12 protein-coding genes are annotated in these 15,295 nt (G+C 36.0%); 1 reads left to right on the forward strand and 11 read right to left on the reverse strand.

Annotation, left to right across the window (positions count from 1 at the left end; translation table 11 throughout):
• The first annotated feature begins 3 nt into the window (after positions 1-3).
• Entirely contained in the window at positions 4-324 is a 321-nt protein-coding gene (locus CG11_RS15500; protein WP_052597693.1) for a YbjQ family protein, read from the forward strand.
• Between the two features lie 233 nt (positions 325-557).
• Here the strand turns inward: CG11_RS15500 and CG11_RS15505 are convergent, their stop codons facing one another.
• The 11 genes from CG11_RS15505 to CG11_RS15555 all read right to left on the reverse strand — a co-directional run bounded on the left by CG11_RS15505 (position 558) and on the right by CG11_RS15555 (position 15,186).
• A complete protein-coding gene (locus CG11_RS15505; protein WP_052597694.1) occupies positions 558-983 on the reverse strand; it encodes a 6-carboxytetrahydropterin synthase in 426 nt (141 codons plus the stop codon).
• Between the two features lie 159 nt (positions 984-1,142).
• The gene (locus CG11_RS15510; RefSeq protein ID WP_052597695.1) at positions 1,143-2,165 is read right to left on the reverse strand and encodes an acyl-CoA reductase; all 1,023 of its coding nucleotides are present in this window, start codon (positions 2,163-2,165) and stop codon (positions 1,143-1,145) included.
• Between the two features lie 171 nt (positions 2,166-2,336).
• Positions 2,337-5,468, reverse strand: a complete 3,132-nt coding sequence (locus CG11_RS15515) for a DUF2723 domain-containing protein (RefSeq protein WP_052597696.1) — start codon at positions 5,466-5,468, stop codon at positions 2,337-2,339.
• 328 nt (positions 5,469-5,796) lie between these two features.
• A complete protein-coding gene (locus CG11_RS15520; RefSeq protein ID WP_052597697.1) occupies positions 5,797-6,501 on the reverse strand; it encodes a diphthine--ammonia ligase in 705 nt (234 codons plus the stop codon).
• A 73-nt stretch (positions 6,502-6,574) separates the two neighbouring features.
• Positions 6,575-7,447 carry a UbiA family prenyltransferase gene (locus tag CG11_RS15525; RefSeq protein WP_052597698.1) on the reverse strand — a complete coding sequence of 291 codons (873 nt, stop codon included), beginning with the start codon at positions 7,445-7,447 and terminating at the stop codon, positions 6,575-6,577.
• Positions 7,448-7,714: 267 nt separating this feature from the next.
• Entirely contained in the window at positions 7,715-9,124 is a 1,410-nt protein-coding gene (dnaA, locus tag CG11_RS15530; protein WP_052597699.1) for a chromosomal replication initiator protein DnaA, read from the reverse strand.
• A 721-nt stretch (positions 9,125-9,845) separates the two neighbouring features.
• On the reverse strand, positions 9,846-10,784 hold the full coding sequence (locus CG11_RS15535; protein WP_052597700.1) for a bifunctional UDP-sugar hydrolase/5'-nucleotidase: 939 nt from the start codon (positions 10,782-10,784) through the stop codon (positions 9,846-9,848).
• A 138-nt stretch (positions 10,785-10,922) separates the two neighbouring features.
• Positions 10,923-12,770, reverse strand: a complete 1,848-nt coding sequence (locus CG11_RS15540; protein ID WP_052597701.1) for an alkaline phosphatase D family protein — start codon at positions 12,768-12,770, stop codon at positions 10,923-10,925.
• A 279-nt stretch (positions 12,771-13,049) separates the two neighbouring features.
• A complete protein-coding gene (locus CG11_RS15545; RefSeq protein WP_052597702.1) occupies positions 13,050-13,334 on the reverse strand; it encodes a type B 50S ribosomal protein L31 in 285 nt (94 codons plus the stop codon).
• Between the two features lie 147 nt (positions 13,335-13,481).
• Positions 13,482-14,237, reverse strand: a complete 756-nt coding sequence (locus CG11_RS15550; protein ID WP_052597703.1) for a class I SAM-dependent methyltransferase — start codon at positions 14,235-14,237, stop codon at positions 13,482-13,484.
• A complete protein-coding gene (locus CG11_RS15555) occupies positions 14,218-15,186 on the reverse strand; it encodes a glycosyltransferase family 2 protein (protein WP_052597704.1) in 969 nt (322 codons plus the stop codon). Before CG11_RS15555 ends, CG11_RS15550 begins: the two co-directional genes overlap by 20 nt.
• Between the last annotated feature and the right edge of the window lie 109 nt (positions 15,187-15,295).

The following is a 15,295-nucleotide window of genomic DNA, read 5'->3' on the forward strand; positions in this document are numbered from 1 at the left end:
ATTATGATCTTATCAACAACTGAAATCATCCCGCAAAGACAAATTCGTCAAATTGTTGGACTGGTACGAGGTAATATAGCTTTTGCTAGAAACAAAAGTCGAAATACTTGGGTTGATTTAGCCAATCTAATGGGAGGGGAAATAGAAGATTTTTCTTTGATTCAAGCTCATGCAAGAGAGGAAGCTTTAAATAAAATGATTCAAGCCGCCCAAAAACTAAAAGCAGATGCTATCATTGGGCTTCGTTTTTCTAGTACAACGATAGAAGGCGTCTCTGAAATTTTGGCTTATGGGACTGCAGTGCAATTATATGAAATTGAATAAAGGATAAATACTTTTATAATTGAGACAAAAAGCAGCAAAAAAGATGCTTTCACCCCGACATAAACCATTCAACCTCAAAAACCTTAACAAAAAAAACGGAATAACAATTCTTTTTTGTCACTCCGTTTTTAAACTCTATTCCATAACAAGGCTAACTAAAAGCACTCAATATTTCTATAACTTTTCAGCATCATTCTATAGTTAATGAATCGGTTTTAAGTTTTTTAGTCGCCCTAAAAATCTTCTTCGCCATAGTATTCTGCCCAGATATTGCGCGTTTCATACAACTTCACACAATGCATTCGACAGTTGGCATCCAAATGAGGCTCTATCTGTTTCCAGATATAATACACCAAGTTTTCAGTTGTCGGAGGTGTTCCTTTCGGCAAGAAATTAGGGTCCATGTTTAGATTGCTATGATCTAAGATATCGCAAACTTCTTTTTTAATAATTGTACTCAATTTCTTCGCATCCATAATAAACCCCGTCACAGGATCAGGTTTACCTTTGATGGTCACCATTAAATCATAATTATGGCCATGAAAATTTTTATTGGCACATTTGCCAAATACTTGAAAGTTTTTTTCTTCAGACCATTCGTGTACCCACAATTGGTGAGCAGCATTAAAATTCTCTCTACGAGTTAAATAAATAATCATTTCTTATTCAACGTTTTGTACCTATCAACTAATTTTCAGTTGTTCTGGGGAATAGCCAGTTGGTCGTGACGTAATATTTTTTTAGTTTGCAACTACTTTATAATGATAGTGCTACTCTAAAAATAGTAGAGCGCCTCCTACCCTATTCTTGTTAACAAACTATAATTCTATTAAAAATTGTAGCGTATCAACGCCATCTGCATAGTCCTCCACAGCAGGCTTTTGAGCTTGCCCTAAAAGAACCGTATTTTTTTGTGGAAGGTTCATTTTTGTTGCAATACATTGTATTTGCTCCTTTGCTCCTTCCAATTTTGCTTGTAGATCTTCTTCATTATTATAATACTCAAAATGTACCGAAGAAATACGAGACAACAAACTTTCATGTTCCAATAACATCAAACAATCATTGGCTAAATGAGGGACATTATTCAACAAATAAATAGAACGATTGTAATCGTAATTATTTTTGTATTTATTGTGATCCATTATCGTTTTATAATGCTGATCCATTAGACTCAAGAAATTGAAAAAATCATATTCCTTGGGTACATATAGTTTGGCAACAGAACGGCACCCCAAGCCAAAATAGGCAAAAATATCGCTTCCCAAAGCCAACAATTCTTCCTCTGTTTCTGTCCCATCCAGAACGGCAATTGAATTTCTATTCTTTCGAATGATATTGGGATATTTGCTAAAATATTGCTCAAAGTATAAGGCTGAATTATTACTTCCAGTAGCAATAACCGCATCAAAATCTTTCAATCGCAACACAGGCTTAAAGTAAGCAGCACTTCTTGGATCTTCTTTTATCATAAAGTCAATCATGTATGGAATCAAGTATTGATCTTTTTCAGAATACTTGAGCATAGCTTGATGACCTGCGATAAACGTTGTTAATACATCATGAAAACCAACTGCAGGAATATTACCTGCCAAGACCAGACCAATTTTTTTAGACCTTCTCTCTTCCTTCAAAGATGGATAGTTAGCGATCCAAGCTTCTAAAGCCGATGCGGTTAAAAATTCGGTTGCAAAATTTTGCAAGGCATTTCGTGAATTTTCCTTTGTCAGCCAACGATTATTTCGTTCTGTGTAAGCAATTGCATATTGTCTTGCTTCGGTATCTTGCTGTATATAAGCTCCTAATTTTACCAATAAAGCCAAACGCTCCTGTAATTTCATAGTTGGTTTTTATTTTAGAACTGCAAATTTCTTAAAAAAAAGCGAATATTTAGTGATTAGCCCTCTAATTTTTGGCTTTTCTTTAGTCATAAATCAAAATGCCCCCCAATTTGCAAAAAAAAAGACCTCAAACAATCGTGCTTGAGGTCTTGTTCTGTGTTTTTATTTTTTTTATTTAACAGGAGGTTTTGGAGGACCTTGTTGTTGCGGAGCATAAGGTTGCAAACGCGCTAACATTTCCTTTTTGTAGGCTTCATCAGAAGTCAAACTGACAAACTGCATCAGCTGCTGAATCATTCCCAACATTTCGTTGCGTTCTCCTGCAAAAGCTTTTTGATCTGCCGCAGAAGTTAAACTATTGTAAAACGATAAACGGTCAATCAAGGCTTCTGCCAAAATATCCATATGCTGTTTAGCTTTTTCCTCTGTTGCTTCCGACTTTAATTCTACCAAATAGAAACGAATTCCTTGCAAGGACATTCTACTTTGTTCGTATGGGAAGTTCATATGTGGGAACGACTCAAAGAACTTGTCTACAGTCGCTTCTGCACGTTTCTTGTCTCCTTCTCTAATTAAAGCATCCGTCAAGCGAACAAATCCATACTGCAAGCTATGTACAGAAGGCATATAACTCTCATTGATAAAGAAGTCTTTCTTATCAAAGTTCCCCCACCTAAACTTACCTGGTTGCTCCTCTGTTCCTACCATATTCTCATACATTAAATCGGTATCGACTTTTCCCATCAAGATAGCGGTTGTTGATTGACTTGGAGTTCTATAAGGAACGATACGTAAGGCCATTCCCTCTAACATCAAGTAATCTTTTAGTCCCATAATTTTTTCTGGGCGACAAGTCACCGCAAAATAAATAGGACGTTCCCAACCACGTTGCGCATTGGTCGCAATAATATCCATCAAAGCAATCTCATCTTTCATCATAAACTGCCCTTCTTTCAATTTAAACTTGACAGCAGACAAGAGCATAGAATCAGGAATACTCTCGTTGATAGCTCCATTTTTAATTGCTTTTTCCTTATCAACAGGAAGGTAGACATTTCTAGCAGGAATGTAACTAGCATACTGCTCTAGCATTTGTGGATTCATATTACTTGGCGTAGAACCTACAAATTTAATGACATCGTGCAAATTGATATAACGTTCTCCTTGTGTAATTTGGAAAGGCAAGTAATTTCTGAGTTTTCCTCTATAAGCTGCCTTAGGTATGGTCATTTCTATTTTTGGCGATTCGTTAATTTTACGACGCAACTGGTCGATATACCAGTCCACAGCCAATAAACTAAAGTTGATGACACGAACATCAGGACGAATATTTTCGACCTCTTGAGCATACCACAATGGATAGGTATCGTTGTCTCCATAGGTAAATATAATGGCATTAGGCGCACAAGACTCCAAGAAGTTGATGGCATAATCTCTAGCACCATATTGGTCGGCACGAGAATGATCGTCCCAGTTTTCTGCTCCCATAATAACAGGGGCTGTTAACACCAAAACAGTTGCCAAACCTGCTGCTCCTATTCCTGGTATTTTGTCTTTCAATAACTCATAAATGTATGGCACAGCCATTCCCATCCACATACAGAAGGTAAAGATAGATCCCACAATTACATAATCACGCTCTCTAGGCTCTCTAGGCGGTTGGTTGGTAAAGACAATAATGGCAATTCCTGTCATTAAGAACAACACTCCCAAAGCGGCTGCTTCTCTTGAACGTTTTGAAGCATGAAAAATCAATCCAATTAAACCAAAAATAAATGGCAAAAAGTAATATGTATTTCTCGATTTATCTTCTTTGATGTATTTCGGCAAATTAGATTGGCTGTGCAAACGCATCGCATCAATAGGAGCTATACCCGACAACCAGTTTCCTCTAGTGACTTTACCGTCTGTTCCTTGCAACGCATTTTGTCGACCAATAAAGTTCCAAGCAAAATAACGTCCATACATATACCCTAATTGGTATTCAAAAAAGAAACCGATATTATTGGCCATGGTTGGTTTTCCTGAAGGACCAAGGCTCATCCATTTCATATATTCTCCTGCACGGTCAAAGTGTCCCAATCGAGGGAAAAACATCATGTCACTTGACTTATACCCTACATCTCTTTTTTCATCCACAATCTCATAAACCATTTTCCCATCTTTCTCTACTGGTCTCCAAACATCTTTATCCTTAGGATATTCACCACTGCGTTCAGATGCGAAATGAGGACCATAAATCAACGGACGAGTTCCATATTGTTCGCGATTTAAGTACGACAACATACTATATGGGTCACTTGGATTATTCATATTAATAGCGGTCTCAGCATTGGCACGAACGACAACCATACCATAAGAAGAGAATCCAATCAATATCATAGCAAACATCATTGTTCCTAAATGTAGGTAATAGTTCTTTTTTTGATGTGCGTAACGCAAAGTTGCTATAATACCTCCAACCAAAAGGATGATAAAGAACAAAACACCCATTCCCAAGCCTGTACCTAAGGTATTGACAAAGAAGAAATCAACAGCGGCAGCCATTTGAGGCAAACGAGGTATGATAAAATACTGTACGGCAACCAAGGCACCAAAACCTCCTATAAAGCCAATAATAGCCCCTTTCCAAGAGAAATTCGTGTCTCCATCTTCCAATTCTTTCTTTTTGAAATAGAATAAAACACCCAAAAATGGAATGGCTAACAAACTCAGCAAATGCACTCCGATAGACAAGCCCATCATATAGGCTATAAAAATCAACCAGCGATCTGCTTTCGGATGGTCGGTAACATACCACTTAATAGCTGCCCACATAACCAAACCTGTAAAGCCAGAAGACATCGCATAGACCTCTCCTTCTACCGCAGAGAACCAAACAGAAGTGGCAAAAGTAGTTGCCAAACCAGCTACGACTCCAGACCCTAATATGGCTAAAGTCTCTCCTCCTTCTTGCGGAGCATCATAACGCCCTACCATTGCTAATTTGCTCAGCATAATGGTAGACCAACAGACAAACATAACTAAGAATGCCGTACAAAGTCCTGACATCACATTCAATGAATAAGCAATGGTTGAAGGATCGTCAGAAAATAACGTAGCTATCCATCCAAAAATGGATCCAATCATTAAGAATAAGGGTGCCCCTGGAGGATGCACAACTTCTAATTTATACGCTGCTGAGATAAACTCTCCACAATCCCACAAACTTGAGGTTGGTTCTGCCGTTAACATGTAAACTGTTGCCGCAACAGCAAACATCAACCATCCAGTAATAGTACTGAGTCTATTAAATGATTTCATTCTTATTTTTTAAATTGTTGTGATGCTATATGATATGGTAAAATCAAATTTGGTCTAAAAATTTATCCTAAGTTTTTTAAACTCATTTTTAGGACATACAAAGGTAGAAATTCTATACTCTTATACAAAAGATAGCCTTTGTTTTATCTTAGTCGATTCTAAGTTTTATTGGTTTAATCACAAAGTAGGAATTTTATTTCTTCTTAAAAAAAGATGTTTGATTCTAATTTTAACATTTAACGGGACATTAAACTATTTTTATCGACTTTAAAGTTTTTTTTAGAAAATGTTAGCTATGTTGTCCCTTAGATATAGCCTACAATCGTTGTTAACCATCTGTATTAGCCAATAATATATCTTGAAAATAAAACCCTGTATCATACTCTAGCGTCTCTTTTCCATTAGAATAATCTTTATAAACTACTTCTCCTAATTGTATTGGAACAGGTCGTTTGAAAATAGGTCCATCATATACAAAGCTATGAAACTCTCCATTCTCACCACAAATATCAACATTGGGCGGCAGGTCATTGATAAAATCCATATCTAGTCTTCTTCCCACAAAACTCTTGTCCAAGTACCTAGCATTGACACAAACAACAATTGCTTTGAAGCCAAGGCTAATAAATTCTGTTAGAATTGCTTCTACAGGCAATTGCCACAGTGGAAAAAAAGCCTTGACACCTACTTTTTGGAGTTGCACTTCTCGATACGTCTTTAAATCCTCCAAATGAATGTCCCCAAATATAGAATGAGTCACGCCTGCGGTTTTAAAAACATTCATTTTAGTTTGCATCAACTCATTGTAAACCTCCATCGTATCCGAAGGAGGTAATTCTAACTTATACAAGGGAAGCTCTAAAGCTGCTGCTTGGGCATCTAGCAATTCCTCTCGAATGCCATGCATGGTTATTCGACGCAACTGATGACTTATGGTTGTAAATAAACCGTGTAGAGGAATGCCTCCTGCCAATGTTTTGTAGAGTGCTAAGGTAGAATCTTTTCCACCACTCCAATTCATAATTGCTCGCATCTTTTCTGCCTTTATGTTTTATGATTCGTTTTTTAGGGCAATTTTTGTGTAGAAATGGATGTTGGCTCTAGGCTTAAAAAGCCGTTTGTAACAAACAGCCCGACCACCAAACATAGGCCATACTAAATATAGCAACTATATTGGACATCAATGCAAATAATTTCATCTCCCAAACGGAGTAAGTTTTGTCTTTATATAAAAGAAAAACATCCAACAGCAACCACATTAAGCCCATTGCCAATATTCCTCCAAAAATATATTCTTGATAAACAACTAACAGCAAAATAACTTCTAACAATACAATAGTTATAATAAGTAATTTTGTGTTTCGAACGCCTAAAATTGTTCCCGTTGTTTTTCGTCCAGTTTTTTTATCAGGCTCAATATCCATTACTTCTCCCATCATATGAGATTGTATTGCAAATAGAAATAAATAGACATAGGTTTGCCAAGGCAAACCCTCTAAATTATTGATCCATATACTCAAAGGAACTACTAATAAATATCCCACTTGACACAACAATTCTAAAGGAGGATGGCTCCTCAAACCTTTTTCTGGCAGGTTGTACAAACCATTTATTACAATAAACAGGACTAAAAATAACCCAACCTCCCAACCTCCTATACCAATCAATACAGGAAAAAATAGGAGCTGACTAATTGCAATCGCTTGCCACAAAACGTCTAAATCTTTCTTTGTCCCCCTAGCACCAAACCAAAAACTATCTTTTCTAGGGTTTAAAGCATCTGTCTCATAATCAACAATGTCATTCCAACCATACACCAGAAAATTGAGCGGAAAGCAGACATAAAAAAGCCCGTACCAAAATTCCCAAGTGCTTACGATTGTACTCATTTGACTCGTTGGCAACAAATACAACCAAAGTGTTGCAAACCAAAGACCAGGACGGGATACCTTTAAGTAAAATAAGAGTTGTTTTAACATACTAGAGGATTAGAAGATCGATAGTATAGATGCCACTTAAACAAATTCAATTCATTTAAAAATAAGCAAATTCTTTGTAAATCGTAATCCATCAATCATTCGTAGCATTACTCCTTACCCCTTCCTCATTTCAGCAAACCATTCCTTCTAAAAAAACGAAAGATTTGAAAATTAAAATAATGAATCACATTAAATTTTTAATTTTCAAATCTCTCTATTGATGAACTTAATAACTACTAAATAGTACCACTTATTTCCTTGTCTACACTACAAGCCTGTTGATTTTAAGCGTTTTGAGATATCAGATACTTCACTTTTGAAACGTGTATCGTTTTCCAATAAAGATTCGATAGAACGGCAAGCATGTATTACAGTACTGTGATCTCGTCCTCCAAAAGCATTTCCAATGTGTTTCAAAGACTTATTGCTCAATTGTTTTGCCAAATACATAGACAACTGTCTGGCTCGAACAACAAAGCGTTTTCTTGTTTTTTCTTTTAATTTTTCAACAGGCAAATCGTAGTGTTCGGCTACAATTTTTTGAATTAATTCAACCGTAACCTCACTGGATATGTTGTCAACAAATTTACTAATCACTTCTTTTGCCAGATCAATATCAATATCTCGTTGGTTTAAAGCAGCCTGAGCAATAATAGAAATTAATACCCCTTCCATTTCACGAACATTTGTCCGCACGTTGTACGATATAAATTCGAGTACATTAGGAGGCAAATCAACTCCATCGTTATCCATTTTCATTTGGATGATTGCCATACGAGTTTCTAAGGAAGGAATTTGCAAATCCGCAGACAACCCCCATTTAAATCTAGAAATTAAACGTTCTTCGATGCCTGCCATTTCTTTTGGTGGGCGATCGGAAGTCAAAATCAACTGCTTGCCTCCTTGATGCAAGTGATTAAAAATAGAGAAGAAAATATCCTGTGTTTTTTGTTTGTTTTCCAAAAACTGAATATCATCTACGATCAACAAATCGACCATTTGATAGAACTTCACAAAATCACTAATGGCGTTGTTTCGAAGTGCTTCAATAAATTGATTGGTAAATCGCTCTGAAGAAACGTACAACACTGCTTTTTCTGGAAATTGTGTCGCAACCTCATTGCCAATTGCATGTGCCAGATGTGTTTTTCCTAGACCTACATCGCCAAAAATCATCAAAGGATTAAAGGCGGTTTTTCCTGGACGCTTGGCAATCGCTAAGCCTGCGGAACGTGCCAAGCGGTTGCAGTCGCCTTCAATAAAATGCTCAAAGGTGTAGTTAGGATTCAGTTGAGAATCTATTTTTAACTTTTGGATACCAGGTATTACAAAAGGATTTTTAATTTTTCCACCTTTCAAACCACTCTTAGAAGCATTTGCCTCTAGATTTTCTTTCTTAAAAGAGGGTGTTTTAGGTATGTTTGTTTTTTTAGGAATCAAATACTCCAATTGAGCATCTGCTCCAATTTCTACTTGAATCGCTTCTTTTAAGACAACAACATAGTGTTCTTCTAGCCATTCATAGAAAAATTTATTTGGAACTTGTATTGTTAAAACTGAACCGTCTAGGCGCAACGGTCTAATTGGCTCAAACCAAGTAGAGAAACTTTGTGCGTTAACACTTTCCTTTATTTTTGCTAAACAATTTTGCCAAACTTGGACATGATCTGCACTCATAATGGCTTTATTATAATATAGGGTTATTCTTACTGAATAATACGGACTTGAAAATTTGATTTGGTTATTTGAGCCAACGCTAAGAACTACAATAATTCATGCAAAAATGGCGATTGTCTGAAGCCGTCAAAAGTCATTATTCTTTTTGAATTTTTGGCTGACAAAATCTTACACAGACTATTACAAATTAATAGTGTTTTAATGGGAATCTCCTATAGTATAAATATTTTCTGTATATTTCAAATTATGCTTGTTTTTGATACATTTTTAATCAAATAAGCAAAAAATGAAGCTTGTTTTCCACAAAAAGTTCCTAAACTAATTAGAGAAGTTTGGCTAAGGTCGTTAAAAAAAATGGGAATGGAAAAAAAAAAGGAATTTCAATTGACAAAAAAAAGAACTATTTATTTACCAAAAAAAAAAGCAAAAAAAATCTTTTTTTTTAACCCTACTTAAGACAACATAAATTACTTATTACAAACACCTTACTTGCAACATAAGCAAATAATTTACACCTTATAACACTAAATAAAAGTATTTAAATAGGAAGTTTTTAATTTTTGGAACTTGAATCTTTTTTCTTCACGACAACATCTCTACAAAAAATCATGCCTACTTTGAATGAAAGTACTTTTTTACACACTTTAAAGCCTAACTCTGCTCATTCTTTTCTTTCCAAATTGACCAAAACAACTAATAGAAATCCTGACGAACAATTCAATTATCCAATCGATTGATTTTTACATTGAATGCATTTGTCTTGGCAATTCCGCTCAAAATAAACGTCCAATCGCCCTAAAACCATTCCTGCCCACCCTACTTGGGTAATCAAAGTTTCTTTGTTATCCACCGTTATAATCGTAGGTTTATCTAAAAAAGTATGGGTATGTCCTCCTATGATCAAATCAATATTTTGAGTACTAGTTGCCAGTACTACATCTGAAACTTTGTTGGTTTTATACATATACCCCAAGTGCGACAAGCAAATTACATAATCACACTTTTCTTCATTTTTTAAAATGTTAGCATAGTGGTTTGCCTTCTTTATGGGATCTGTATATCTAGTCTTTTTATACAATGGACTAGGTACCAATCCTTCTAGCTCTACACCAACTCCTAGTACACCAACTTTTATAGGTCCTTTTTGAAAAATTTGGTAGGGCTTGGTATGCCCATTCATAATCGTGTCTGAAAAGTCGTAATTACAATTGACCAATGGAAAATTAGCTTGAGTAGTCAACTGTTTGTGCAAGCCATCAATTCCACCATCAAAATCGTGATTTCCTATTGTGCCAGCATCATAGCCCATTTTGCTCATCAATTTCATCTCCAACTCTCCGCCAAAATAATTGAAGTAAGGAGTGCCTTGAAACATATCTCCCGCATCCAATAGCAAAACATGTTCTTCTTCTTGGCGAATTTTATTAATCAGTGCTGCTCGTTTGGCAATACCTCCACGTCCCTCATTCTTTCCTCCATCCATTGGAAAGGGTTCGATCCTGCTGTGTACATCATTTGTATGTAAAATTGTCAATTTATGCAATCGCCCTTCTTCGCTGCTAAAAGATGCAGCCTTTAAAAAGCTAGGCATCATACTAGTGCTACCCGCTACAACTGCCAAAGAACCCAATTTTCCTAAAAATGATCGTCGATTATACATATAATTCTTCTTGTTAGTACTTCGTTATCGCTTTGCTATTGCACACATCTTTGTATCAATTTTCCCACGAAGCCTTGTCCTGTGTTACTAATATTATTTTAAACCTTCAAATACACTCAAAACTACAAATAAAAATGCTTACTGAATAACGATTACCTTCCCTGTTTCTAAGGATTCTCCTTTTAAACGCAAATAATACGACCCCGCCGATAGCTTTTTTAAATCCAGTTCAACCTTATGCTGGACATTGCTTTTAAAGCGCTGTTGAAGTACTGTCTGGAGCATCTTTCCTGTAGCAACGTCTACGATTTCGATAGAAAGCTCTTGGCTTTTATGTAGTGAAAATGTTATCGAGAATTGCCCATCAGAAGGATTGGGGAAAACAGTTAGTTCTGTCGTATTTTTTACTCGATTCGTTATTTTTTTCTGATTGGTAATCGTAGCATTATAGTCCTTTGGGCTTGTCGGAGTAGTTAGGGGCGTTCGATGCCAATGATTTTCTTCATCTTTTAGCAGTAAACCTCTTTCAAATGTTTGGTTTGTTGTAGCATTTAAGATATCCATGTACCAAAATTCTGCAATAGCTGAATCTGATTTTATATCTAAGATACCGTAACCATGCTCTACAATATTAGAAAAAACTTGATTGGGATTAGCAGTAGCCATATAACCTTCTACAGCACCAACCACCCAACTTGGGTACCCCATTTCATCAAAATTACCTCTAGTGATAGAAGTTGGCAAAAATTCAACCGCTACAGAACCATTTCCTGTACTTCCATTATATCCACTGCCCGTCGGAGCTTGATGCAAATCGGCTGCCATAGAAACATGCGCGTCCCCACTTAAAACCATTACATTATTAATAGCATTATTTTCTATAAAATCTAATAAACGATCTCTAGAACCATCAAAGCCATCCCAACTTTTAGGGTCTAACACAGAGCCATTTCCTATTGTTGCAGGAAAAAATGGTGGGATATTAGCTACCGACCAACCACACATCATTTTTTGATTTCCAATCAACTTCCATTTTGCGGTAGAGTTTTGCAATTCGGTTGTCAGCCAATTATATTGGCTCGTCCCCAAGATACTAGGCTCTCCTGATGGCAGATTATCTATATTTCGATACAGCAAAATATCAATCATAAAAATATCGACCAAAGAACCATAGCTAAATTTACGATAGATTTTTTTAGTATCCGTAGGAGTGACAAGTCGCATAGGCACATATTCTAAAAATGCCGCTCTACTATCTTCCGCTTGAGTAGGACTTCCGTTGTAGTCCGTATCATGGTTATCCCAAATAACAATCCAAGGGTGCATCTGACGAGCTAGCCGCAAATCAGGATCCATCAAATAGTAACGCTGTCGTTCTCTCCACTCTTGCTTAGTAGTTGGAGTACTAGGATACGGCACAGGAACACGAATTTCCTCATCGGGATCGACAAAATCGTAGATATAGTCCCCCAAATGCAGCACCACATCAAGATCCAAACGCTGTGCAATTTGTTGATAAGAATTGAAAAAACCAGAGAAAACAGAACTACAAGAAGCAACTGCCATACGCAAGTGATTGACAGTAGAACTCCCTGAAGCAGCAGGTGCCGTTCTTGTCCTCCCTTTTCGAGTATAATTGCCATTCGGTGCTTGAAAACGATAATAGTATGTTGTATAGGCGTTTAAGCTAGATACGTCTACAGCAACAGTCCAGTCTTTGGTCGAATCAGTTGCTACTGTTCCTGTTTGCACCACATTTAAAAAGTTGCTATCCGTTGCTACTTCCCAATTAACATTAATCGTAGATTGTGTATTGTTAGGAGTAATGTGTGTCCATAGAATCACTTGACTATCCGTTGGGTCAAACGATGCAACTCCATACAAAAAAGGGGCATAGGCTGCATCGGTGTATATATTAGAAGGCAATTGTGCCCATAAGACTCCACCTATTAAGTAACTGATACAAAAGAACGAAAAAGTTTTCATGGCAATAATTTTTATACAAAAATAAACAATGACATCACTGGTTCTTTAAAATAGCTATTTATTAGAATAATACTTCACGTATTTTTAGTTTTTGATAAAAAACATAAGGAACATCTTGTGTCACCTCCACGATCAATGTATACAAACAGGTTTACACAATACTATTAAAGTAAGCATAATACCCCAATGAAGAAAAGGTTAACCAACCAAAGTTGATTAACCCTATATATTCATGCTATCAATAGAAAGCCACTAATGGATTACACCCAATAGTACTTTTTATTCAGCAGCTTTTTCTTCGTCTTTAACCATGTACTTGTCAAACTTAGCAAATTTCTTGTTAAATTTGTCAATACGTCCAGCAGTATCCACGAATTGCATTTTACCAGTGTAGAAAGGATGAGAAGCAGAGCTAATCTCTACTTTCACTAGTGGATATTCAACACCATCAACTTCAATATTTTCGCTAGAAGGTGCAGAAGAATGCATTAAAAAAGTGGTATCTGTAGATATGTCTCTAAAACATACCAGACGATTGCTCTCTGGATGAATATCTTTTTTCATGATAATTCTATTGTTGTTTTTTTATTTTTATTTAAGGTCACTTTGGCAATTTCGTGAATTGCAGGTACAAAGGTAACATAAAATTAAAGAATAAGGAATTTTTTTAGAAAAAAAAGAATAAGTTGAAGAGAAAAAAACCGTTAGCCATTAAGACTTTGTTCCTATGACCAAAACCGAAACTCCGAAAGGCAAACGAATTCCTCGATTTAAAAAGATTAACTCCTTGTTAAACAACCAATGCAGTACTTTATTCACAAAACCATTTGACTGTAAAATTTCGCCATCTGATCCTGTCTGTCCTTCATTTTTTTTCCTAGGAATTATCTTAAACAACATTCGAACGGCCAAAATGGGCAAAAACAAGAAGAAGTTAAAATAAGAACCATAATCGATTTTAAACCCTTCTTTTTCTAAAATAGTAACCAATTCTTTCTTGGTATACCTTCGATAGTGATGGTTGATCACATCATGGTTACTCCACAAAAAATTAAATGCAGGTACGGTCAAATAAATGGTTCCGTTGGGTTTTAGAACACGTTTAATTTCTTGTACCGCCAATACGTGGTCGTCTATGTGTTCAATTACATCAAAAGCAGAAACAACATCAAATGAATTGCTCTCAAAAGGTAGTTCTGTCAAAGAAGCATTAATTGCTTTGATGCCCACCACCTCATCCAAAAACTCACAACAATCTTTGTCGTACTCCAATGAAGTGACTGCTCCATATTGTTCTAACATTGTTGTTGTTGCGCCTGTAGCCACTCCAGTATTTAATATATCTAGGTTTTTTCTTTTCTTGAGTATTCTATTGACAAAAAGAGTTTCTAATATATTTAGGCGAGCTGTAAACCACCAATGGCTTCGCTCTAGTTTATAATACTCTTTATAAAATTTCTTGTCCATTTATTTCTTTTTGTTTTTCTATTCTACTTTCTATAATAAACAAAGGGCGTTTTTTGACTTGAAAGAATATTCTTACAATATATTCTCCCAACACACCTATCGAAATCAGTTGTACCCCACCAAATAAGGTAATTGCAAAGATTAAAGCTGTAAATCCTTCTCCGACAACATCCAAGTAAAATTTTCTATACAAGGTGATCGTTAAGAATATAAAACTTGATAAGACGGCGAGTATCCCTAGGTTGATAATCAATTTGATTGGCACTTCGCTAAAACTAAAAATACCATCCAAAGCAAGTCGAAGCATTTTTGTTAATGGATATTTTGTTTCTCCATATTCTCTTTGTGGGCGATCAAAAAAGATTCCCTTCTGCTTAAATCCGACCCAACTTCTCATACCTCGAATAAAGCGTCTTTCTTCGGGCATTTGATTTAAAATATCAGCAACTCGACGACTTATTAAGGCAAAATCCCCCGTATTCAAAGGGATTTTAGTTTCTGTCATTCTATCAAACAATTGATAAAACCATCTAGATGTTAACCTTTTAAACGACTTTTCAGCATTAGAAGAGCGCTCGGCATATACAACATCATAGCCTTCTTTGTAATACGCATAAAATTTATCTAGCAACTCTGGAGGATCTTGCAAATCACCATCCAAAATCAAAACTGCCTCTGTTGCATTGATGCACGTTAATCCTGCTGTTAATGCTAATTGATGTCCAAAGTTTCTAGACAGGAAAACAGCGCTAAATCGTTCGTCTTTTAAAGCCGTCTCTCGCATAAAAAAAGGCGTTTTGTCCTTGCTCCCATCATCTACCAAAATCACACTAACGTCCAATGTAGTTTTTTCAATTACATTGGTTAGTCGCTCTATCAATTTATCATAGACCTCTTCTTCGTTATAAAGAGGAATTAGTAAGTTGACTTGTGGTTTATTTTTTTCCATGTCATTGTATTAATTAATACTTACTCTGTGAGTATGATTATTTTTAGGACAATTGTTTCATGCTCCGAAGGTGCTCAAATAATCCTACCCTATTCATGCTTGTTATCAA

Origin of the sequence: Aureispira sp. CCB-QB1 (assembly GCF_000724545.1) — a bacterium.
Taxonomy (GTDB): Bacteria; Bacteroidota; Bacteroidia; order Chitinophagales; family Saprospiraceae; genus Aureispira.

Excerpts from the sequence above, each read along its gene's own strand:
- CG11_RS15500 (WP_052597693.1), top strand. The coding sequence starts at position 4 with ATGATCTTATCAACAACTGAAATCATCCCGCAAAGACAAATTCGTCAA.
- CG11_RS15505 (WP_052597694.1), bottom strand. The coding sequence starts at position 983 with ATGATTATTTATTTAACTCGTAGAGAGAATTTTAATGCTGCTCACCAA.
- CG11_RS15510 (WP_052597695.1), bottom strand. The coding sequence starts at position 2,165 with ATGAAATTACAGGAGCGTTTGGCTTTATTGGTAAAATTAGGAGCTTAT.
- CG11_RS15515 (WP_052597696.1), bottom strand. The coding sequence starts at position 5,468 with ATGAAATCATTTAATAGACTCAGTACTATTACTGGATGGTTGATGTTT.
- CG11_RS15520 (WP_052597697.1), bottom strand. The coding sequence starts at position 6,501 with ATGCGAGCAATTATGAATTGGAGTGGTGGAAAAGATTCTACCTTAGCA.
- CG11_RS15525 (WP_052597698.1), bottom strand. The coding sequence starts at position 7,447 with ATGTTAAAACAACTCTTATTTTACTTAAAGGTATCCCGTCCTGGTCTT.
- dnaA (WP_052597699.1), bottom strand. The coding sequence starts at position 9,124 with ATGAGTGCAGATCATGTCCAAGTTTGGCAAAATTGTTTAGCAAAAATA.
- CG11_RS15535 (WP_052597700.1), bottom strand. The coding sequence starts at position 10,784 with ATGTATAATCGACGATCATTTTTAGGAAAATTGGGTTCTTTGGCAGTT.
- CG11_RS15540 (WP_052597701.1), bottom strand. The coding sequence starts at position 12,770 with ATGAAAACTTTTTCGTTCTTTTGTATCAGTTACTTAATAGGTGGAGTC.
- CG11_RS15545 (WP_052597702.1), bottom strand. The coding sequence starts at position 13,334 with ATGAAAAAAGATATTCATCCAGAGAGCAATCGTCTGGTATGTTTTAGA.
- CG11_RS15550 (WP_052597703.1), bottom strand. The coding sequence starts at position 14,237 with ATGGACAAGAAATTTTATAAAGAGTATTATAAACTAGAGCGAAGCCAT.
- CG11_RS15555 (WP_052597704.1), bottom strand. The coding sequence starts at position 15,186 with ATGGAAAAAAATAAACCACAAGTCAACTTACTAATTCCTCTTTATAAC.